General features: G+C 40.3%; 23 protein-coding genes, 1 tRNA gene and 1 pseudogene. 11 read left to right on the top strand and 14 right to left on the bottom strand.

Annotation, left to right across the window (positions count from 1 at the left end; translation table 11 throughout):
* The first annotated feature begins 96 nt into the window (after window positions 1-96).
* A complete protein-coding gene (locus OCV39_RS18295; RefSeq protein WP_261889627.1) occupies window positions 97-915 on the top strand; it encodes a phosphate ABC transporter substrate-binding protein in 819 nt (272 codons plus the stop codon).
* A gap of 51 nt (window positions 916-966) precedes the next feature.
* Here OCV39_RS18295 and OCV39_RS18290 read toward each other — a convergent pair whose 3' ends face one another.
* Window positions 967-1,644: a MaoC family dehydratase gene (locus tag OCV39_RS18290; RefSeq protein WP_136995294.1), complete on the bottom strand. Its 678-nt coding sequence runs from the start codon at window positions 1,642-1,644 to the stop codon at window positions 967-969.
* 330 nt (window positions 1,645-1,974) lie between these two features.
* Between OCV39_RS18290 and OCV39_RS18285 the strand changes: the two genes are divergently transcribed.
* Window positions 1,975-2,065, top strand: a tRNA-Ser gene (locus tag OCV39_RS18285).
* 176 nt (window positions 2,066-2,241) lie between these two features.
* Here the strand turns inward: OCV39_RS18285 and OCV39_RS18280 are convergent.
* Entirely contained in the window at window positions 2,242-2,697 is a 456-nt protein-coding gene (locus tag OCV39_RS18280) for an Lrp/AsnC family transcriptional regulator (RefSeq protein WP_261889626.1), read from the bottom strand.
* Between the two features lie 169 nt (window positions 2,698-2,866).
* Between OCV39_RS18280 and OCV39_RS18275 the strand changes: the two genes are divergently transcribed.
* The gene (locus OCV39_RS18275; protein WP_113799729.1) at window positions 2,867-3,793 is read left to right on the top strand and encodes a DMT family transporter; all 927 of its coding nucleotides are present in this window, start codon (window positions 2,867-2,869) and stop codon (window positions 3,791-3,793) included.
* A gap of 101 nt (window positions 3,794-3,894) precedes the next feature.
* Window positions 3,895-4,296, top strand: coding sequence for a PPC domain-containing DNA-binding protein (locus OCV39_RS18270; RefSeq protein WP_261889625.1), 402 nt, complete (start codon window positions 3,895-3,897; stop codon window positions 4,294-4,296).
* Here the strand turns inward: OCV39_RS18270 and OCV39_RS18265 are convergent.
* Window positions 4,253-4,903 (bottom strand): class I SAM-dependent methyltransferase, encoded by a 651-nt coding sequence (locus tag OCV39_RS18265; protein WP_017053593.1) that lies wholly within the window; start codon window positions 4,901-4,903, stop codon window positions 4,253-4,255. The genes OCV39_RS18270 and OCV39_RS18265 overlap by 44 nt on opposite strands.
* A gap of 128 nt (window positions 4,904-5,031) precedes the next feature.
* On the opposite strand from OCV39_RS18265, the gene OCV39_RS18260 reads away from it, so the two are divergent.
* Window positions 5,032-5,676 (top strand): HAD family hydrolase, encoded by a 645-nt coding sequence (locus OCV39_RS18260; protein WP_017053592.1) that lies wholly within the window; start codon window positions 5,032-5,034, stop codon window positions 5,674-5,676.
* A 109-nt stretch (window positions 5,677-5,785) separates the two neighbouring features.
* Here the strand turns inward: OCV39_RS18260 and OCV39_RS18255 are convergent, their stop codons facing one another.
* From OCV39_RS18255 to OCV39_RS18235, 6 genes are all read right to left on the bottom strand, one after another.
* The gene (locus OCV39_RS18255) at window positions 5,786-6,379 is read right to left on the bottom strand and encodes a hypothetical protein (RefSeq protein WP_261889624.1); all 594 of its coding nucleotides are present in this window, start codon (window positions 6,377-6,379) and stop codon (window positions 5,786-5,788) included.
* Between the two features lie 165 nt (window positions 6,380-6,544).
* The gene (locus OCV39_RS18250) at window positions 6,545-6,967 is read right to left on the bottom strand and encodes a bacteriohemerythrin (RefSeq protein ID WP_017053590.1); all 423 of its coding nucleotides are present in this window, start codon (window positions 6,965-6,967) and stop codon (window positions 6,545-6,547) included.
* Window positions 6,968-7,475: 508 nt separating this feature from the next.
* Window positions 7,476-7,625: a hypothetical protein gene (locus tag OCV39_RS18245; protein WP_261889623.1), complete on the bottom strand. Its 150-nt coding sequence runs from the start codon at window positions 7,623-7,625 to the stop codon at window positions 7,476-7,478.
* 86 nt (window positions 7,626-7,711) lie between these two features.
* Window positions 7,712-7,879 (bottom strand): glycosyltransferase family 9 protein, encoded by a 168-nt coding sequence (locus tag OCV39_RS21225; protein ID WP_353958735.1) that lies wholly within the window; start codon window positions 7,877-7,879, stop codon window positions 7,712-7,714.
* Window positions 7,860-8,393, bottom strand: coding sequence for a phage regulatory CII family protein (locus OCV39_RS18240; RefSeq protein ID WP_261889622.1), 534 nt, complete (start codon window positions 8,391-8,393; stop codon window positions 7,860-7,862). Before OCV39_RS18240 ends, OCV39_RS21225 begins: the two co-directional genes overlap by 20 nt.
* A 111-nt stretch (window positions 8,394-8,504) precedes the next feature.
* Window positions 8,505-8,717 (bottom strand): hypothetical protein, encoded by a 213-nt coding sequence (locus tag OCV39_RS18235; protein ID WP_171755856.1) that lies wholly within the window; start codon window positions 8,715-8,717, stop codon window positions 8,505-8,507.
* A 97-nt stretch (window positions 8,718-8,814) separates the two neighbouring features.
* Here OCV39_RS18235 and OCV39_RS18230 point away from each other — a divergent pair, with 97 nt between their 5' ends.
* From OCV39_RS18230 to OCV39_RS18210, 5 genes and pseudogenes are all read left to right on the top strand, one after another.
* Window positions 8,815-9,441 (top strand): phage repressor protein CI, encoded by a 627-nt coding sequence (locus OCV39_RS18230; RefSeq protein WP_261889621.1) that lies wholly within the window; start codon window positions 8,815-8,817, stop codon window positions 9,439-9,441.
* A gap of 60 nt (window positions 9,442-9,501) precedes the next feature.
* Window positions 9,502-10,467, top strand: coding sequence for an HNH endonuclease (locus tag OCV39_RS18225; RefSeq protein ID WP_261889620.1), 966 nt, complete (start codon window positions 9,502-9,504; stop codon window positions 10,465-10,467).
* Window positions 10,468-10,546: 79 nt separating this feature from the next.
* A complete protein-coding gene (locus OCV39_RS18220; RefSeq protein ID WP_261889619.1) occupies window positions 10,547-13,864 on the top strand; it encodes a KAP family NTPase in 3,318 nt (1,105 codons plus the stop codon).
* Between the two features lie 87 nt (window positions 13,865-13,951).
* Entirely contained in the window at window positions 13,952-14,491 is a 540-nt protein-coding gene (locus OCV39_RS18215) for a hypothetical protein (RefSeq protein WP_261889618.1), read from the top strand.
* Window positions 14,492-14,637: 146 nt separating this feature from the next.
* Window positions 14,638-15,668 (top strand): annotated as a pseudogene (locus tag OCV39_RS18210) (phage integrase).
* A gap of 164 nt (window positions 15,669-15,832) precedes the next feature.
* Here OCV39_RS18210 and OCV39_RS18205 read toward each other — a convergent pair.
* Window positions 15,833-16,876, bottom strand: coding sequence for a GMP reductase (locus OCV39_RS18205; RefSeq protein ID WP_017053589.1), 1,044 nt, complete (start codon window positions 16,874-16,876; stop codon window positions 15,833-15,835).
* A 511-nt stretch (window positions 16,877-17,387) separates the two neighbouring features.
* Here OCV39_RS18205 and OCV39_RS18200 point away from each other — a divergent pair.
* Window positions 17,388-17,933 (top strand): porin family protein, encoded by a 546-nt coding sequence (locus tag OCV39_RS18200; RefSeq protein WP_261889617.1) that lies wholly within the window; start codon window positions 17,388-17,390, stop codon window positions 17,931-17,933.
* Between the two features lie 72 nt (window positions 17,934-18,005).
* On the opposite strand, the gene OCV39_RS18195 is transcribed toward OCV39_RS18200, so the two are convergent.
* The 4 genes from OCV39_RS18195 to OCV39_RS18180 all read right to left on the bottom strand — a co-directional run bounded on the left by OCV39_RS18195 (window position 18,006) and on the right by OCV39_RS18180 (window position 21,455).
* Window positions 18,006-19,553, bottom strand: a complete 1,548-nt coding sequence (locus OCV39_RS18195) for an NAD(P)H-hydrate dehydratase (protein WP_261889616.1) — start codon at window positions 19,551-19,553, stop codon at window positions 18,006-18,008.
* Between the two features lie 89 nt (window positions 19,554-19,642).
* A complete protein-coding gene (locus OCV39_RS18190) occupies window positions 19,643-20,083 on the bottom strand; it encodes a PAS domain-containing protein (RefSeq protein WP_017053586.1) in 441 nt (146 codons plus the stop codon).
* Window positions 20,083-21,087, bottom strand: coding sequence for a response regulator (locus tag OCV39_RS18185; protein WP_261889615.1), 1,005 nt, complete (start codon window positions 21,085-21,087; stop codon window positions 20,083-20,085). Before OCV39_RS18185 ends, OCV39_RS18190 begins: the two co-directional genes overlap by 1 nt.
* 128 nt (window positions 21,088-21,215) lie before the next feature.
* Entirely contained in the window at window positions 21,216-21,455 is a 240-nt protein-coding gene (locus OCV39_RS18180) for a hypothetical protein (RefSeq protein WP_017053584.1), read from the bottom strand.
* Between the last annotated feature and the right edge of the window lie 159 nt (window positions 21,456-21,614).

The following is a 21,614-nucleotide window of genomic DNA, read 5'->3' as shown; positions in this document are numbered from 1 at the left end:
CCCTCAATCTTTATAATACCATTTATCCTATTCACAAAACTGTAACCAGAACCTCATATGATGCTGTGAGCTTAAACATACCATATGGAGTTATTTATGTTACGAGTCGCAATTGCCACTCTCCTGTCTGCTTGCCTACTCACTTCTAATGCATTTGCACAAGAAACGAATATATCGGGATCAACGTCTGTTGCACGATTGATGGATGTGCTTGCCGAGAAATATAACGCAAGCCACCCAAATTCTTATATCGCGGTTCAAGGAATTGGTTCGACTGCTGGAATTACAATGGTAAAAAAAGAGGTTACCGATATAGGGATGAGCTCCCGTTACCTTACCGAACGCGAACAAGAAGCGGATATGGACGTGTTTCCCATTGCTTATGATGGGCTTGCATTGGTCGTGAATCGTACTAACTCGATTGGCAATCTGACCAGGGAGCAGTTATACGATATTTACAAAGGAAAAATTACAAATTGGAAAGAAGTCGGTGGGGAGAATAAGCCAATTGCAGTGGTCACTCGTGAGCCTTCATCCGGTTCAAGATACAGTTTTGAGAGCCTTTTAGGTTTAACAAAAATCGTCAACCATCGTTTAGTATCTGATATAAATCCAAACAATTTAGTCGTGAACAGCAACAGTATGGTTAAAACAATCGTTAACCATAACCCGCACGCAATTGGTTTTATTTCAAAAGGGTCCATTGATCAATCCGTAAAAACGATCAACTTTGCAGGTGTTAAGCCTACTTCTCAAAACATCGCAAAGGCCCATTACGGACTATCGCGACCTTTTTTGTTATTACATAAAAAAGACTCATTAACGAAAGAGTCCTCTCAATTTATTGAGTTCATAAAGTCGCCTCGCGGACAGGCGTTAATCAAAGAGTATGGATACACTCCTGTTAAGCATTAACAAAAAGAGAGAGCAAATGCTCTCTCTTTTTTTATTCAAAATCGTCACGGTTTAGAAGTGCAATTGAATCACTGAGGTCACGACACAACCAGGTCTACGAATTCCTTCAATCTCAACGCGAATTTCACGTTCAATCTCAAGACCTTTTTTAATCGGTGTCACTTTTAGTAGTGTGCTCTTCGCTCGAACATTATTTCCAGATTTTACCGGATATGGAAAACGTACTTGATTCAACCCTATGTTTACGACCATTTTTGCCGTTGGGAACATTGAATTTGATTCGTCTACACTATCAGTCAGCTTAGGGAGTAACGCTAAAGTGAGAAAGCCGTGTGCAATAGTGGTTTTAAATGGTGAATCTGTCGCTGCTTTTTCTGGATCCGTATGGATCCACTGATTATCTTCAGTTATCTGACCAAACTGATTAATACGGTTTTGGTCCACTGGCAACCAGTTACCCACATGGATAACTTCACCAACCTGAGTTAATAGTTGATCATATACTTCTTGGGCTTCTGGTTTTAACTCAATAGGCTCAGGAGCCGGAGCTTCTTCATTAACAGCAGGTAGCTGATGATCTCTCACCCATGAGAAAAAATGACTGTTTTGAGTTTTATTCAGAAACTCTCCCCAGTACTCACGTAATGCAGGGGACATCCATTGCATGAATTCAGAGTGCTGTGCAGACCAGCTCTCTCCACGATGTTTAAAAATATTTGCGACTTTCATAAAAAACCTCAGTCTCACCCAAGAACACTAACTATTACTCTTTAATTTTGAAACACTTCACAGTTTCGTGCAAACACTTTCGAGCTAACACGCGTACTCTTAACAGCATAAAACAAATAATTTCAACAACTTGCCAATAAAACATTATTTTATTAGATTTCACTAAGCTGAGCATTTACTCAAAAAACCATTGATATGATGAATAAAATAGGCAAGCACCATAAAAATCAGCCTTAATGCATATAACGGCTAAAATAACAGCAAATAAATAATTTTCTTCATTTTTTTCTTTACAAGGTTCGTGCCAATACATATTATACGCCACGAAACGGAGGGATGGCTGAGTGGTCGAAAGCACCGGTCTTGAAAACCGGCAACCGTTAATAGCGGTTCTAGGGTTCAAATCCCTATCCCTCCACCACATTTCGAAAAAAGCCTTTGATTATCAAAGGCTTTTTTTATATCTGCAAGACACGTAACTAATCACCAAGAATAATCGACACCACTCCCTTTTCTTGAATTCAGTTTAAATTATTCCACCGATCTATTTCTGTAGTACTACACAGCGGACGGCAATTCACTTCCTCCTTATTCTAGTTATACAAACACTGGTAACGAACCATTGCCTTTTACTTGCCGTATAGCCAGGTGAGTATGGATATCTTTTACATTGGTTAAACGCTGTAGTTTCCTAGTAAACGCTTCGTAGCCCACAAGATCTTTACTCACCACCTCTAGCAAATAGTCATAAGCTCCCGAGACAACATGACAGTTCACTACTTCTTCCATATCCACAATGGCATGTTCAAATTCATCAATAGAGCTCTCTTGATGGTTATTCAAACTCACTTCGACAAACACAGTCATCGCGATTCCAACGGACTTCCTATCCAAAGTTGCTCTGTATCCGCTGATCACGCCCTGCTCTTCTAACCTTTTCAAGCGTCTCGCGCACGGTGAAGCAGACAACCCCACCAGATCGGCAAGTTCAGCCGTCGTTAAACGTCCATCACTTTGAAGTAGATGCAACAAATGACGATCAATCCTATCCACGCGCACTTTCCTTTCATGTTTATAGAAAATTGAGTGGAAACCACTCAAACTAACCCACCTCTTAGCGGAACCCACCATTTACACCTTACTATAACTGCAAGTTTGCCAAATTCCACCCGTAAAATTGATACATAATTCCAACATCCACCTAAAAAGATAATAACATCATATGAATTACGGCTACCCTGCAATCATTGCGACTCTTTTACTTTGGTCTGGTTTCTTTTTGTCACTAAAAGGAGGAGCGAATTCAAATCTTACTCCGGCAGATATTGCAATGATGCGATTTGCGTTACCTGCTTTGGTATTACTTCCTTTAGTGGTAAAAGCGAGAATCGAGATAATGAAGGTTCCTCTGCGTTATTTGATTGGAATGTTTATTGGATGTGGCCTGCCCTATCTACTCATTGCAAGCACAGCCATGCACTTCGTTCCTGTTGCCCATGGCAGTGCTTTAGTCCCAGGGACGCTTCCGCTTTTTGTTTCTGCAATTGCGGTTATTTTATTTAAGCAACCTCTTAGCCAACATAGAAAGTTAGGTCTTGCATTTGTGTTTCTAGGGATCCTGTTATTTTTAACGAGTAGCTTAGCTGAGTATGATGGAAACCAACTGACTGGGCACCTACTGTTTCTAATGGGAAGTATGATGTGGGCGATGTTTACCATTTGCGCTCGTGTGGCTAACTTAGATGCTCTCGTAAGCGCAGGGCTAATTTCATTGTTATCCGTGATCGCTTTGTTTGCACTGGTGAGCACTGGCACGCTCGATAGCCACTTAACATCTATACCGTTTAACTCTTGGCCATGGCAAGAGCTCGCTGGGCATTTGATGCTACAGGGCTTAGGGGCCGGCTTACTTGCAGCATTTACCTATTTATATGCTATCAACAAGTTGGGGGCAGAACGCTCAGCAGCCTTTGGATCCGCAACTCCGGCAGTCGCTACTCTACTGGCTATACCTATTTTCGATGAAGTTCCAGACTTGACCACATGGGCGGCACTAGGATTTATCTGTGTTGGCAGTATTATCGCGAGTAACGTATTCCTTAAAAATGACGCTTCGCTTCAATATCGCCCTCCCACACGTGATCAATAGACTGATTTCAATCGCCTCTGATTCAAGCGGGGATTATTTCGATTGTGGGGGAAAGTCGACTACGTTACATTATCTTTTTTGTAAGGCTCTCGGAGCAAATTATGATCACTCCTATCGCTATTCGCCTCACTCAAGGTCGAGATTTGAAACAAGCTATAGCTGAACTCGTACCAGACAACAAAATCAGTGCAGGCTCTATTGCTTCTTGTGCAGGGTGCATTTCACAGTTAAATATTCGACTGGCTAACGCAGATAATACGTTGAATGTTTGTGCGCCTTTCGAGATTGTATCTTTGACTGGCACGCTCACGCCAAACCACCAGCACATTCACATATCCGTTGCCGACAGCGAAGGAAAGGTATGGGGTGGGCACCTATTAGAAGGCACTATTGTTTCGCACACCGCAGAACTTATCGTTCACCACTACCCTGATCTGATGTTTTCGCGAGAACACGACGCTAGTACAGGTTACACTGAACTGCTGGTTTCCTCATCACAATAGTAAAGTCCTCTTCAGCATAGTCATCGATTAATGACACATCATCACACTGAAGTTTGCAGTAACGATAAATAGCCTGTTTGTTATAGCTCACAAGCAATGGCTGAGGTGGGAAAACATCTGCATTTAAAAGGTTGAAAATAAGTACTTTGTCCGCAGCTTGATACATCTGATTTATGACTGAAGATAAGTAATCGTCATTACGCGAACGATAATTTAACGAGCCAGAAGCGACAACAATATCATGCGGCTTAAGGGTCATCTGGCTAAAATCACCCCATATAAAATGACTTGCTGTTTTGGTGTTCGGATCGAGATGGTGTTGAGCAAACCTCTTTTTCGTGGTTTGAATAAATGGGCGATGCTGATCAATCCCTGTGTATGAATCGAGAGTGTAGATCTCATCAAGATAACGAAACAAATCACCGAACCCACACCCCAGATCTAAAACGCTCCGATCATTAAAATTCGTCGCCGTGGCAATAGCTTGAAAGCGCTTATTCTGAGCAGTTTCATCTGACCATCCTAATATTTTCGCGTTTCTTCCTCGCCATTTTTTCAAACGAGTACGATGAAACAAATAGATCTCTAATCGGTCCAAAAGGTGCATTATCTTATCCGCTTTATTCGTCGCGTTTTGATCTATTCAATAGAAAAATTGACGAGTATTAATTAATGGTCGCATATCGAGAAGTATGTAACAATCCCACCTCTTATTTACCCGTTAAAGTCATACCAATGAAATTTCAAGCCGCTATTTTCGACATGGATGGACTCCTCCTCGATACAGAACGTGTCTGCATGAGAGTCTTTAAACAAGCCTGTGAAGTCCAAAATCTTCCATTTTATGATGATGTCTACCTTTCTATCATCGGCCGTAATTCAGCAGGAATTGAAGTCATTTTTCGCAACGCTTATGGAGAGTCTTATGAACGACTTAATGCAGAATGGCGTGAACGCTACGGTGCGATAGTTAAACACCAAGCAATTCCAATAAAAAATGGCGTGATTGAGCTACTCGAATGGTTGAAGGAAAATAAATACCCTATTGCTGTCGCCACCTCAACCCAAAAAGACATTGCTGAAATTAAACTTCGGCTCGCCGGGTTAGATCAGTATGTGGATAGCTTAACCACGGGTTGCGAAGTCAGCAAAGGTAAACCAGATCCAGAAATCTATCTGCTTGCGGCCAATCGCCTACAAGTACAACCTGAATTGTGTTTAGCATTTGAAGATTCCAATAACGGAGTTCGTTCTGCTATCTCTGCCAATATGATCGCTTATCAAATACCAGACTTGGTTGAGCCTTGCGAAGAAGTATTGGCTCTGGGGCACTCCATTTTGCCTTCGCTCTCGCATGTATTAGCGTCATTAAAAGAGTAAACATACGATAGCAGTAGCAATAACATTTAAGTTCGAGTTCAATCGCTGGTTAATTACACTCCCTCACTCGCATTTGAGTCGATGTGGGGGAATGTGCCAGCTCCTTGAATCAAGCTCTAAGAATTTGAGCTCGTACTTTCGAATCCAAGTCGAACAGAAACTTTGCAGCCTCAACATGTTGCGGGTATTCGATAAATTTCTGACGACAAGCTTCTGTCATCATGTGAAGCTCTTCTGCCAACATTAATTCCCAGTAGAGTGATGTTGTATGCAACATCGCTAAAAGTGGCTTAAACACCTCTTTTTCATACGCCAACATTAAATCTTCTAAGATTATGTCACGTTCATCTTCACTGCTGATCGGTAATTTAATCGCTGCTTTTGCTTTAAGGTAATGTTCGTTACCAAGCAGATTATTCATGACGGGTTGATTGTCTTGAGCTAATTCAATGAGTTCTATCTTGATAGCTTCTCGCCAGTTCTTTTGGCTAAGATCATCTTCAGCAACAGTGTCAAACTCATCATAGATCCTACGCTCTGTTGCTCGTTGCACCTTCATCAGCACCGAGCGAACTGTTTGAAAGGGTAATTGATACTCTTTACAAAGCTCAATGATTAATGAGTGGAAACCGCCATGAGGGAGATGAAGATTTGTTTTGAAAATAGCAAGAGCGGCTTCTTGCTGTGGCGTAAGATCGCGCATGATGGTTATGGTCCTTTGTTCTAGTTTACTCTTTATTTAGACGGCTAGCTTTCTAGGAAAAGCTAGCGGCGTAAACCATATACCAACCATAGGCTTGAAGATAGCTTTATAGTGAAAAGAAGCCCAACAATCAGGCCAATCAACCCAACAGTTCCATCAAAACCTTTAGATTTTTATTAGATAGCGATATTCGTTTGATGCCAATAAATATTTAGCAAAATCACGATCGTTCTCTTCTGCCATAATGTGCTCAATAAGCCAATTTGCCATGAAGAGTATTACCGTCTTCAACTCACAATGGTTATTGATAAATTGAGAGCATTGATTTTTAAGCTGCTTAAGTAACATATTATGAACATTAGTATGTTTTTCATAGCCGTCATAACGAGAAAGCACCATAAGGTTCTCTTCACTTATGAAATGATATTCCGCATAAGCGATAACTTCGTTGATCAAACGCTGCATTATGCCTCTCGATTCGTTTTGATTAACCAATAACTTATTAATCATCGCGAGCAAATTCTTATGTTGCAAATCTATAACTTCGATACCAAGATCATAGCTATCTAGCCAATTGTAAGTATGCATTCCTACCCTACCGCAATTTGTCATTAATAAAACGGAGTATGAAGAGGTGCAATTTTTGTAACATACCTTCAACCCACTCCGTATATCGTACCAATAAGCGAACACTTTTGGAACGTAAACAAGCAACATACGGTAAATTGGTGGCATATTTTATACCCTAATTTCAAAAACTTTTTGAACTGTCGCCACTTTGTCGCCATTTACGATTTTTAAGCATAAAAAAAGAGCCACTAAAAAGTGGCTCAATTCTTAAAAAATTTAATGTTGAAACAACCATAACGTGATAATTGCGATTCATTTAATTTCAATACGTTAACCAAAAAACAATCATATGTTAATATAGATCAAAACAACCATAAATTGATATTTTTGTGAATTATACATTTCAGCCAAACTACAGCAGTAAGAAAGTTACTTTCATCACACCAGTCTAGGCAAGCTTACAATTTAAGTTTAACCAATAAATCTTCAACGATAACAACCCAATCACTACCACTTAACCTTGACTCTAAGTTTTTATGTTTAGAACATGACCAATACGCATATCCTCTTTGGGAGAATGCCAGTACAAGAAAACGATTTTTTTACTTGCCAGCTTATCACTGTTTTTAATTCGGGCTAACGCATAGCCAACATCATCAATTTCAATTTGATTCATATTCTTGATGTCTCCAACATTAACCAAGTCTTTACTCTGGATAACTTCAAAGTATCTACTTGTTGCTGGTTGCCAATATTAAAACACTAAGTCTCAGGATAGATAGCGACGACATCTTTGTATAACACCTTAGAAACATGGACAAGAGATGTGTCTACTGAGATCAATAGTCCAGCATTACTAATGATCGAAATAACACACTCAAAACTCGCTACTCCTTTTACTAACTCAACATTAGGTAAATTCAAGTGCACCGTTGGCGATGAAGTCCACGCTCATACTTAAAAATGGGGTTACGCCTGTCGTGCGGTTTTCTACATCGGAAATCAAAAGCACAAGATTGCTGATGCTTGCCTGCGCTTTTCGAATAATGGTGTGCTTGTGAATTCGGGTAAGCCTGCTCGTTCCTGCGTGTTCTAGTGCCAAGCGAGACAAGTCACCAGAGTGCATTGCGTTCTCTAGTGCTCGTTTAATGAATGTCTCCTCACTCGCATCATCTGGGATTTGAGCGGTGACAACTCCGAGGCCAAGCAAAAGGCTATTAAGAATGGTGTAGTTGCCGCTTGCTTTCGTGATCACCACTAGCTCGACACAAGTCAGAACATGTGGCTGTTCTGGATTAAGCTTGTTACGTAGCATCGTGGCATTCATATCAGTGGCTTTTGCTAACTTGGTCATGTTCTCCAAGTTCGCAAATGCACAACACGCATCGTTAAATGCCTTTTGTTTAGAACCACGGAATTCGCACATTGAGTCAATTTCATTCATAACCAATACTCAATTGAAGATAAACGGAACGAAAACGAATCCCCAACCAAGAATATTAAGCCACAACGGGCAATACTCTTTAGTGGGAATCAAGGAGGATAAGCGCATGACCTACCCCATGTTTTCCATTGCTTCACGAGTAGCCAATTCAACTAAGGCGATGATATTGATTAGGGGAGTTTCCTTACCTTTTGCTTTCTTTTTAATAGGTAAGCGACCATCTGCTACCCAATCCATGATGGTACGTTTTGGCATACCAGAGAACTGAGAATATTGATCGTAAGTCATGAAAGGCGTATTTAGGACTACTTGATATGAGAGCATAGTGATATCCTGTTATGTTATTGAGTGTTTCATTTCGGACAATAGGGTCGCACCCCGCACTGTTCAGTCATCATTTGAGTGAAAATACAGTCTTCTTATGAGTGAATTACAAGAGCAAATGCCACCTTTTGAATACATTGGCGGTCGAGAAGTTACAGAAAGGATGAAGAAGGTCACGAAAACGAGAGACTTCAAGTCCCTTGGAGACGTACTTGGCATTTCAAAAGGGACGATATCTACGTGGCACCAGCGAGAGTTAACTCCCTTCGAAGTGATTTTGAGGCTTCATTTGAAGACTGGCGCATCAATCAAATATCTAGCTTTAGGAGAAGGCGAAGCTTTCCCTGATCAAGTAGTCCAAGAGCATACGTCTAAAAAAAATGAAGCTAAGACACTTTTTGATGTCGATTACTTCATTCTGACTAATGGAAAGCTTGTGGGAAATGAAACGCTAGCTTTTGATAAGAGCTACTTAGACAAACTTGGGGTTCTGAATGTAATGGGCATCGAGCACGATGGGACTACATTCATTGTCGATAAAGAAGTTCACCAAGCAGTAAGCGGCACTTACCTAGTGGATATGGATGGATTGTTGTCTCTAAATGACATTCAACGTTTACCTGGTAAGAAACTGGCGATCAGCTTCAACGGCTCGACTCTAACAGTCGAAGAAGGTGAAGTAAGGGTTGTGGGTAGAGTTGCGTTAGTGATGGAGAAGAAGTAGGTGGAGGTTACATTTAACAGTGATGGAACAATAGCAAACCTTAGTAGCTTAACTGAACCTTTGCAAAAGCAAGATATTTTAAATGCTGTAAAGAGGTTTTTAGAACTTGACCGATATGTTGACTCTTATAAAGACTCCACCAAATATGGTTTAGTCGTCGACGGACAAATCTACCCGCCCAAAACAATTTTTGGTTTAGCGATGGAGAAGGTCCTGTACATCACCGTTAAATCTAAACATTTTCGCTCTGGCTTCAACAAACCCTGCTTTGATTCTTTTAATAGACTCGGGTTTGAAATTTGTGTGAAAGATAGCTCTCAAAATGAATCGAGCTCCAATAAAGATAGTCGGCTTTGGACAAAAGAAGAGCTTTCTGAGGCAGTAGATGCCTACCTTGAAATGCAGCATAAAGCCGAAAGTGGGATCGCCTACAAGAAAAGCGTCTACTACAAACAACTTGCAGATAAATTCAATCGCACTCCCAAAGCTTTTGGGAGAAGAATGTCGAATATTACCTATATTATGACGTTAATGGATTTGCCAACCGTTTCAGGTTTAGCGCCACTTGCAAATGTAGGAAAAACCCAAGCACCAATTATTGAAAAGCTGATATCCGAAAAATTAGGAAAAACGTTTATTGGTGTTGGGCTTGCTGATGCTGAAATGCAATCAATAATTAACAGCAAAAAACCGCCTGAAAAACCAGTTGGTGATGACAAGCCTGACTCGGTTGAAACAACAACAAAAACATACAAACGCTCAGGCAAAGTTAAAGGCTGGGTAATACGTAGAGCAAATAAACACTGTGAGCTTTGTGGAGATAGAGCCCCTTTTGACAAAGAAGACGGCACACCTTTTTTGGAAGTACATCACCTGATCCGCTTAAAAGATAACGGGCCAGATACTGTCGAGAACTGCGCCGCACTGTGTCCTAACTGTCATAGAAAACTGCATTACAGTGCTGAGCGTGTAGCTCTAACAGAAGAACTTCGCGAGAAAGTTATTCAAAAAGAAAGCGGCTTATAACTGTATGCGTGGTGGCCACCAAACAAACAATATCTACCTATACATCATAACGAATTAAAACCTAAGGCACTCTAACGTCATGGCTAACAATATGAAATTCCAAATAGAAAAACCATCTCCGGAAGATCTATTTGGCAGTAATGGGCACAACAATGCTGCCAACGCAATCCAAGAAACATTAGAACAATTCCCAGAAATTCATCTTATCGGATTAGAAGGCGAACTTGGCGCTGGTAAAAGTACCGTTCTCCAACTACTCAAATCAAAACTTGACTCAAAGAATTTCTATTTTATCGAGTTTGATGTAGAAAAATATCATCACTCTTCAACTAAAAGCTCGTTTATTAAGGTTTTATCGTCAAAACTTAAGGAACTTTATAGTTCTCATTCAAACGAAATTGATGAAGCAAAAGACCTCGCGCTTGGAAACAAATTCACTTATAAGAAAGAAGTAAAAAGTAACCTACCATGGATTTCATTCATATTAGTCATTTGCCTTCTGTTAACTGCTAGAACGATGCAACCCGCACTACAAGCGTTAACGGATATTATTAGTGTACTAAAAAGTGGCGAGCCTTCTAGCGAAAATCCTATTTTCACTAGTAAACAACTGATTGATATTACACTTGGATTCTCTCCTCTAGCTTTAGCTTTGGTCTTAGGTTCTTTGAGATTCTTAGGTAATAAATTTAATTTTAATTGGTTATCTAAACTGCCAAATATAGGGAGTGCATTAAAGCGTAATTCCGTAGATACAATTAGTGAAACATTACTTATTAATAAAGAAGTGAGCAGTGTCGAGTTAGAAGCAGCATTTAGCCAATTTGTTACCATCATTCCAGAGAATGACGTGGTTATTTTAGTTATCGATAATCTAGATCGAGTCTCTAGTAAAAAAGTTAAAGAAATATGGAGTGATCTCGAAATACTAACTTCTATTTGCAGCAAGAAATTTCGAATTATCGTACCCTATTCTGAAAATCACATTGCTTCTGCATTGTCTAATAGCGATAAAGAAAAAGAGAATGACAGTCAAGAATGCTCAAAGAGCGGACAGGAATTTATATCAAAACGAATTCCCGTTGTATTTAGAGCCCCTCCAATCATGTCTGCTGGTTGGCGTGAACCATTCGCAAAATACTGGGAAGAAACACTACCCAAACGCGCTGGAATGAGTGATACATCAGATTTAATTGATGTTTGGGCCTCGACATTAGAAAGCAAACAAATAACGCCAAGGTTCTTGAAAAAACATATCAATGATATCGCTTCAATAATTTTGTCGAACCAAATAACTAATCCTAACGCTTGTTGCTGCTCTGCTTACTTACTCGCTTGTAAGCTTAATAAAATCCCAGTTAGCGAATTTCTATCGGAGCCTTTCCCAAAAGCTAAGGAACATAAGTGGTCCCCTAAGGTAGAAGCCACTAAGAGAATTTTGCGTAAGGTAGCTGGCGTCCAAGAGTGGCCGCTAGAAATAATGGCTATTCACTACCAAACGACCACGGAACTTGCACAATGTGAGTTACTTGGAGACCCAATAAAAAGAGCGATCAAAAACCATGACGGTGAAGGAATAAGCGAACTTGCAAATATGTATGGATTTATCGTTGAGTTTAATAAGGCAATGAGCTCACCAAACACAGAACCATATGATTTGGTTTGCTTATCTCATTCAGCAATATTACATCAGCAAGATACTAATGTTGAATCGGCCGTTGATCAGGTTAAAACTTGGCTTCCTGAGATTAACCATGCGCTCAAAGAACAAAAAAATGATGCTAGTTTAGATCACTACAACCTAAATACGATATCGGCCTTTAAAGCTCTACAAGAGCATGGCTTACCAATAAATTTAGACCGAATAAAACAAGAAATATCGCTCGTTAAAGAATACATTTTGGCTGACAATTTAAAAGAAAATGAGGATCCATATCAAGCCACAGAAGTGCTATACCATTACACGCAATTGACAAAAGAAATTCCATCTCTTGCATCTAACCCTTCTAGTAATTATTTTATCAATGTGCTGTGGCCAAACAGAAACAAACTAAGTAGATGGAATGTTACGGACTACCAGCAAAGTAATAAAGAAGTTAGAGAAAGCCTAGAATTAATCGCCTCAGCAGATAGTTACTTAGATAGGTTAAGCTATTTTGAATATTTAGCAACTATCAGTGTAATTGACAACAACTCACTTAAAGAGTTAACAGACAAAAATGCTATCGTACTACACGACACAATATTTAAAGCACAAACAAACTTAAGCTGGTATGCACTACCATTCACTTTAGGCTGGTACCAAACAGCTCAATCCTCCGTAGTTTTTAATCACTGTATTTCTAAGTTTTCTCAAGACAGTCAACAAAACAGACTCGGTGTATGGATATCCGTCCTACTTGCATATTGTATCGAAAATGAAATTACGTCGGTTCAAGTTCGACTCAACAATAGAACTGTTATTTCCCCGAATAGTTTTATAAATCAAAAAATCACAGAGTTTGGACACTTAGATGAAGACACTCTATTTAACTTTCTGTCGTTATCTACCTCGTTTGAATCTATATTAATGGCTTGTCAAGATACTACTTTATTTCCGTTACTCAAGAATTCTGTGAAGCGTTTATGGAATGAAAATAAGGTAATATTTCTTCAACTAGATTCCGCATTAAATTCAAATTACTCCCTATTAGCAAGTATCATCGAAGAAAAAGAGGTGCATTTGAACAAACTCGCAGCTTGGTTACATGATTGTGATGTACTAGTAAGAGATTGGTCTTCTGAATTAGTCAATGATGTTCTAATTACAGATAATAAATATTTCATAGATTTTGCTTGGAAGGAAATATCTTCAATTAATGATTCCGATGCTCTAATACAAATCTTAGATTCAGAGGAAAGCCATGAATCACAGTTCATTATCAACCAATTCTCCGGTGGCAAAAGCAAACTAACTAACTCAAAGTTTGTAGCTGATGTACTAATAGGTCTCCTAGATTCACATACTCTTATGCAAAAGAGCAGTTCTGTTGCACTAGCGCTACTTAACCTTCTGTATTCTAAAGATAAAAACCTAGTAATTCGAAAAATACGAATACAACTAACATCAAGCTCAATCGAACGTTCTCAAAAATATACTCTTATTGAGTATTTTGGATCTGAAGTAAAACTAGATCCACTGAGCAAAGAAGACGCACAAACACAAATTATAGATCTAGTCGATGGGTTAGTTTCATCTAAAGTTGCAAGTTGGTTAAACTCTCAACTAACCAACCTAACAGGTTGGAATTCAGAAAAGATACTTGAATTAAAAGAGGCTGTGGAAGTCCACTCCGAAACGTATGCTCTTGATAAGATCATCGCAGCATACAGTAAAAGAATTCCAGAAAAGGTTTGATTAGTAATAGAGAAGTGGATTTCTTTCCGCTTCTCTATTCTCGATTGAAAATATAACGACCTCTTCGCATCCAGATAGAGTGAATATATGATGCATAAACAAGATGAATTAGATATTTTTGTAAAATCAGTGAGTCGAACAAATTCAGCAATTACACACAATGAAAATACCAATGACCCCAAAGATACTCTTCAACATATCTTTGATAAAAGTGGTCTTTCCGAGTATATGCAGACTCCCAAAATGAAGTCACTATCTATGAATGAAATTCGTTCATTAACCGATGACGATCTAGAGTTGTTAATCAATGGCAATGGGTTAGAAAAAGGAGAGCGTTGGGCAATTCTAACTACCCAAGACTTGAGATCAGAGCTAAACCAACGTTACTACGATAAAGGAGCAAAGATAAGCGAAAAGGCTTCTAAGAGAGCGAACTTAATAGCGATGCTTTCGCTACTTATTGCTATTCTTTCATTAATTCTAACTTTTTTCCCTGCTGCAAAACCTCTTCTAGAAGAAACACTGCATTATGAAGCTTTAGATTCTGTTCCTGCAAAGCCCGAATCTGTACTGAATGAACCAACCCAAGCACCACAACTAGAAACACCGTTACCAACACAGTTATAGCGGTTATTTTATTTAATTCAATCATACGAACCCCATCAATCCAAATACATCCACTTCAAATTGTGCATATAGATAGCTTTAAAACATTGTTTAACGTTTGAACCCGATTTAAACTGTATAAACATACAGCAATCATCGATATTACTATGTCTATTAGAAACTTAAAAGACGGTTCCACAAAACCATGGCTTTGTGAATGCTACCCAAGCGGCCGTAATGGTAAGCGTGTTCGTAAAACATTTGCGACTAAAGATGAAACAAAAGCGTTCGAATTGCACATAACGCAAGAAGTAGATGACAAACCTTGGCTTGGTGCTAAACCCGATCACCGCAGGCTTTCACACATTATTGAGCTTTGGTACTCGCATTACGGCAGAACGCTCGTAAATGGTGCTGCAATTTACCAAAAATTCGAACTCATGGTTGAAGCCATGGGTAACCCTATCGCCCCACCTTTAATGCTAAAATTTACGCTGAATTTCGAAGTTTACGAATGGCTGGCCAAATTAGCTTTGTCGATGACAAGTGGCAAAAGGGAGCCCCAAGCATTTCAACGCTTAATTCTGAACTCGCTAGGTTTAAGGCCGTCTTCAGTAAACTAAAAGAAATTGGTGAATGGTCCCTTCCTCACCCTTTAGAAGATATAAAACCATTTAAAAATCCAGAAAATGAAATGGCATTTATACCAAAAGAGAAAATCCCGTTATTGCTAGAACAGGTTGGTAATCATAAACGCGAAGATATGATAAGAATCGTAAAAATCTGTTTGGCAACAGGGGCACGGTGGAATGAAGCAGCCCAACTGAAAGGCAGTCAACTTGGCAAATATAAGATCACTTATACCAATACCAAAACAAAGAAAAATCGCTCTGTACCTATTTCTAAGCAGCTCTATGATGAGATCTACAAACCAACACCAGGCAAGCTATTTGATGAGTGCTACACTCCATTTTGCTACCTTCTTAAAAAAAAAATTGGCTTAACTCTTCCTACGGGGCAAGCCTCTCACGTACTTCGCCATACTTTCGCTAGCCACTTTATGATGAACGGCGGCAATATCTTAGTGTTACGTGACATCCTTGGTCATGCTGATATCACAATGACTATGAGATATGCTCACTTCGCGCCCGATCATTTAGCTGAAGCTATCACCAAAAATCCCATTGCTGATTTTTAATCATATTCACATTTAGTGCATAGATGGTGCATATTTTTATACCCTAGTTTTAAAAACTTTCTGAACTGTCGCCACTTTGTCGCCATTTACGATTTTTAAGCATAAAAAAAGAGCCACTAAAAAGTGGCTCAATTCTTAAAAAATTTAAACAAGTATTTTAAACGCTACTCTTTACCGAACACGTTGTTCTCTTGCTCTTGCACACGAATGAAAGTCGTACGCTTACTTAGCTCTTTAAGCTTTGCTGCGCCTACGTATGTGCACGTTGAACGTACGCCACCAAGGATGTCAGAAATCGTATCATGAACAGAACCACGGAACGGAAGTAAAACAGTTTTTCCTTCTGCTGCTCGGTATTTTGCAACGCCGCCAGAGTGTTTCGCCATCGCACTTTCTGAAGACATGCCGTAGAACTTCATAAAACGTTTGCCGTCTTTTTCAACAACTTCACCACCAGACTCCTCATGCCCAGCTAACATGCCACCAAGCATTACAAAGTCAGCACCACCGCCAAACGCTTTCGACACATCACCAGCACATGAACAACCACCATCTCCGATAATCATACCGCCTAGGCCATGCGCAGCATCCGCACATTCAATAATGGCAGAAAGTTGAGGGTAGCCAACGCCCGTTTTTACACGAGTCGTACAAACCGAGCCAGGGCCAATACCCACTTTTACAATGTCAGCGCCTGCAAGAATAAGCTCTTCACACATATCGCCAGTCACAACGTTTCCAGCAGAAATAGTTTTGGTTGGAAACTCAACACGCACTTTCTCAACGTACTCAACCAAATGCTCTGAATAACCATTAGCAATGTCGATGCAGATGAAAGCCAGTTCATCGCTAAATGCCATTATTTCTTGAAGTTTTTTAAAATCAGCATCCGAGGTTCCAGATGAAACAAACACGTTATTGAGCGTTTGAGCATTTGAATTTTTAACAAATTCGCCCCACTGTTCTACGCTGTAGTGTTTGTGAATTGCGCTCATCACCCCATGTTCTGCGAGAGCAGCTGCCATTTCAAAAGTGGCAACAGAATCCATATTTGCAGCGATTACCGGAACTCCTGACCATTGACGACCACTATGCTTGAATGTAAAATCGCGGGTTAAATTTACTTGAGAACGGCTTTTTAGAGTTGAACGCTTAGGGCGAAACAGTACATCTTTAAAACCTAACTTAAGTTCTTGTTCGATACGCATGGTGTAATTCCTTGATTCATTAACTTATGTGTCATTCGCATTATGCGTGGTTTTGACTTTGGCAGAAGTCGTTACCATTTTTCGGACACAAAAAAACCGGAGCGTTGGCAGACGCTCCGGTTTTCAGCATTATAGGCCCTGATTTCCATTCGGCAAGTCTGATAAATGCATTTTTTTTGTGATATCATCTTAGAAATTCCAAACCTAAATACCCTTCTTACCCGGCACTTCTAGCTGTTATTAATAAAATCAATTAGTTACAACAACCTTAAAACTTACCGATTGCGCAAACCTTTGCGTGTCATCTCTATCTCTTGCTGTTTTCGCCATCAATGTTGCCGTTTATATCAAATAATGTGATCTATACTGAGTATAAATCCACGCAAAAAGTCCAAAAAATTCAACGCTAAATTCCTTAAAAGTGATCTCACCCCACTATCGGTGGAGCATTTCTTGCTATGAATTTATAAAAGGAATACTTGCTGTCAATGGCAAATCACAGGAGTTGAGAATGAAAAGACCACTAATATTGATATTTACCACGATGGTTTGCCTGCCCACTATGGCAAATGCAGCAGGAAACCGTGGTTCACTTTATACCAATGTGGGAGCGACATTAGTTTCTAACGATTCAAATCAAGAGACCGCCTACTTTATTCAAGCCGGGTATAACTATCAGATGACGAAACTATTATCTGCGGATGTGAGTTATAAAAGAGTGGAGACATTTAACTCCAACGTGAGTGCTAATTCTGACGAATTTGTTCAAACTTACGATGCCTATGGTCTTGGGGTGCGCGTTGATCAACAAGTGGGACTTCTTGGTATTTACGGTAAAGCGGGAGGAAGTTATATCTCATCTGAAACTACTGTCTGGGATACGGTTGCAGGCGCGAAGAAAACAGAAACCGATGACAGCTTTAAACCTTATGCCAGTGCAGGGGTCAGTTTAATGTCTCCGATGGGTCTAGTACTTGATGCAGGGGTAACTTATCAATTACTTCCAAATGACGAACACGCGACTTCTTTCAACGCAGGCGCTAGATTCGCATTCTAGTTCTCTACGGTTTAATTGCTCAGTTTCCCCGATCTCGCATCTCAATTACAGATGTGAGATCGGATACAAACGCTAGCCTTGGATGAGTGGACCATTGATAACACGACGAAGCGTTTGAAAAAGGTCACTGGCAACTAAGCCAATCTCACCATTCTCTTTGGCACAAAGATCAGCAGCACAACTATGGATAAATACACCAATTTGAGCCGCATCCGTTAGTGTAAGATTTTGCCCCAACATCGCCCCAATCACGCCAGACAATACATCCCCCATACCTGCGCTTGCCATTCCAGGATTTCCCGCGTGACAAACCCACGTTGCTTTGCCATCGCACACAATAGTACCCGCTCCTTTTAATACGACAACACCACCATATTTTTGCTGAAGATCTTGAGCCGCTTGATAACGGTTGATCTCAATGTCAGCAACCGTACAGTTTAACAACCGCGCGGCTTCTCCTGGATGTGGCGTTATAATGCGATTTGGGTCTTGATTAGGTTCAACGGCCAGTAAAGTAAGCGCATCCGCATCCAGAACCTTTTCACCTGAAGATTGCTTTATGTATTCAAACCACCTTTGGGCTTGCTCATCTTGCCCCAAACCTGGCCCTAAAACATAGGTGCTTGCCCAGTGGATCTTGTCTGAAATGACTTTGCAGTCGCTTTCCCAACTCAGAGCCATAATTTCAGGTCGAGAAGATAAGATTGGTAAAATATTATCAGGATGGGTTAATACACTCACTAAACCCGCGCCGCTACGAATACATCCTTCAGAAGCAAGGCGGATTGCCCCTCCCATCCCAACATTTCCGCCAATCAACAAGACTTTGCCATTTAGCCCTTTATGAGCGGTGCGTTTTCTTGGCATAAGTAAGGTAGGAATTTCATCCGCGCAAGAATAGACCGCACTGGCGACATTCATTTGATTAAAACTTTCATCGACACCTAAGCCGGAGAAGTGCAACAAGCCCGTATGATCTCTTGCCGATCCCGTTACCAATCCTTGCTTAATACCTATGAAGGTTATGGTATGAGATGCAACAATCGCCAGGCCGTTCTGCTTTTGCCTTCGATTGGCTTCTTCAAGGGAGTGCGGTTGAACGTGACCAGTATCAGCATCTAGTCCTGATGGAATATCGATGGAAACAATGGGTAAGTGAATGTGGTTAATTCTAGAAATGAGTTCAGCATAGTTAGGGCGAAGTGGTGGTTTAAATCCTGTACCGAGTAGTGCATCCACAATAAGATCACAGTCTGGTGGGATTCGGTCTTTAGCATGACAAACGGCACCATCAATTGTTAACCAAAGCTCCAACGCTTGCTGCGCATCTTCTGTCAGCTTGTCAGATAAATCCCCAGCTTGCCAAACATGAACCTCTATTCCTGCTTGCTTTGCCAAACGCGCCACAACATATCCGTCGCCGCCATTGTTGCCTTTACCGCAACAAATGAGCCATTTTTTAGAGTGTGGGTAGTGAGATAGAATCAATTGAAAAGCAGCCTCTCCCGCTTTTTCCATCAATTCGAACATTGTGATGTTGTTCTTTTTGGCCGCTAGGACTTCTCCTTCACGTACCTGCTTTGCCGTATATAAAGGCTGGGAATGTAATGAGGTCTTCATTGAGCTATCCCTCCAACTCACTTAGTTAATCTCTTCGTTATTTAAGCTCTTGTTTAGGTAAAGCCAAGAACTTCGCTTGGCTTTAATCACTACTTTTTCACTTGTGATGCAATGGCCTCTGCTGTTGCATCTTGAATGGATAAAAACAGAGAGTTTATTTTTCCTGTCGGCGTTCGCATCGGGTTTAATGTCACGTTTTGATACATGAAGTTGGCCTGCTGCGTAATCGGTCTAACATTTCGACAGTGGAAAAGGTAAGGCCTCTGCTGCCAAGTAATAAAACTGCGGCAACCTAGGTCATAAACAGGTTTTGTTTTTAATCGAAACCAGTCTTGCGGAATTTCAGGGAAAAGTTCGAATATCGACTTTCCAATAGCGTCATGTGCTTGTTTACCACTGTGGTGAGTCATGAACCCATTCCACACCTGAACATTATAGTCACGATCCAAGACAATTAAGCCCATATCAACATTTTGGACCATATCCACCATCCAGTGGAATTGTTCAAACTCAGCAGGAAGATTAAGCATTAAAAGTCCTCCATTAAGTAGGCTAATTTGTTATCTAATAAAGGCAATGATTCGTCCACGAACATAAACAGTAAATCACATCGGATCGATGTATCATCAATGTTATAGCTCACTTCAAAGGTCATTGTTTTATTAAATGAACCTGAAGTAGAAGCAATAACAGAATCAATTGAGATATGTTGGCCTAGAAGTACTGGAGAACTCTGGAAGAAGCGAACTTCAGACTGCTCGCCTAAACCATTTAGGAATGAGCCCACTAAAATATTAGAGACATCCATGAGTAGTTCTAATTCTTCTAGCTCTTCGCTATCTGCAGGGATCTTCATTAATTTTTTAAGGTCTGCCACACTGGAGTCACTCAGTAAGACTAGCGCTTCACCCGCGATCCCTTCTCCACTGAACCCTTGGCAAATGCCAGAAACCTGATCGTTGTCCGCCAAATCCCTTAATGCCATGTGCAATTCACTCACTTCGAGGATATTTACATTTGGCAGTGGCAAGTGGACAAAAACATCAAAATGCCGTGCTAATGCATCTGCCGCACGACCAATTGAGACGTTCGCCACTTCCATATAAATATCACGTCGACGAAGAATGGGAAGATCAATACTGGTTGGTGTAATGATGCGAGGTTGCGCGACTGGCTCAACGAGTTCTTTCAGAACATCATTAAGAACAGCTTTATCAATTGGCTTTTGAATAAATGCTTTCGCACCCAAAGCTAACACTTTTGCTTTGGCTTTCGGCTGAATATCACCAGAAACCACGACCACTGGCGTCGTATTTCCGAGACGCTGCAACTCTTCTAATGTTCCAAAGCCATCCAATTCCGGCATGGTTAAATCTAAGAACATCAATTTGAAATCATTGAGTTCGAGTTGTTTTAGAGCGTCGAGACCATGAACCGCGAAGGTAATATCCGCATTTAATGATGCAGGGAGGGAGCGTGCTATCTGCTTGCGCGCAAGTGCTGAATCGTCACAGATAAGAACGGGAAATGACATTCAATCACCTTCTTCTATTAGTTCGTACAATAAATACAGTGTAACAGAACAATATAAAGTCAGGTATGTCGAATTAACCTCTTTAATTATCTAGAATAAACAACACACTAGTACTTACCTATCGAAGATTAGTAAGAAGGCCAAAGAGTTAAAAGTAGAATACGCAATATAACTGCAAGTACGATAAAAGCCACGCCTAAACGATACCATTTATATTCGCCGATACTGAGAGGAATGCGCTTATAAAACATCGTCACTACCCCTTTCCAATCATGGCTGCGTTTGCCATATTGCATGACGCTGGTTAGTACAAACATAATACCTACAATCAACAATCCTTTTTCCGCCACAAACAGTCCAAACTCCATAGCAAATCCTTTTATTCCAATCATTGAACGGGTTAAGTCTACCCAGAGGCGTGAATAAGATCTGTAGAACTATAGTCGTAGAGTGACAGCGCTTTACCAAAAGTGATTGTATAGAAGAAAATTGATGTATAGAGGAGAGTGACAAAATAGTAGAAGTAT

It is taken from the genome of Vibrio cortegadensis (assembly GCF_024347395.1).
In the GTDB taxonomy this organism is placed as follows: domain Bacteria; phylum Pseudomonadota; class Gammaproteobacteria; order Enterobacterales; family Vibrionaceae; genus Vibrio; species Vibrio cortegadensis.
The sequence above is the reverse complement of the archived record's forward strand: the minus strand, read 5'-3'. Positions and strand labels throughout refer to the sequence as shown.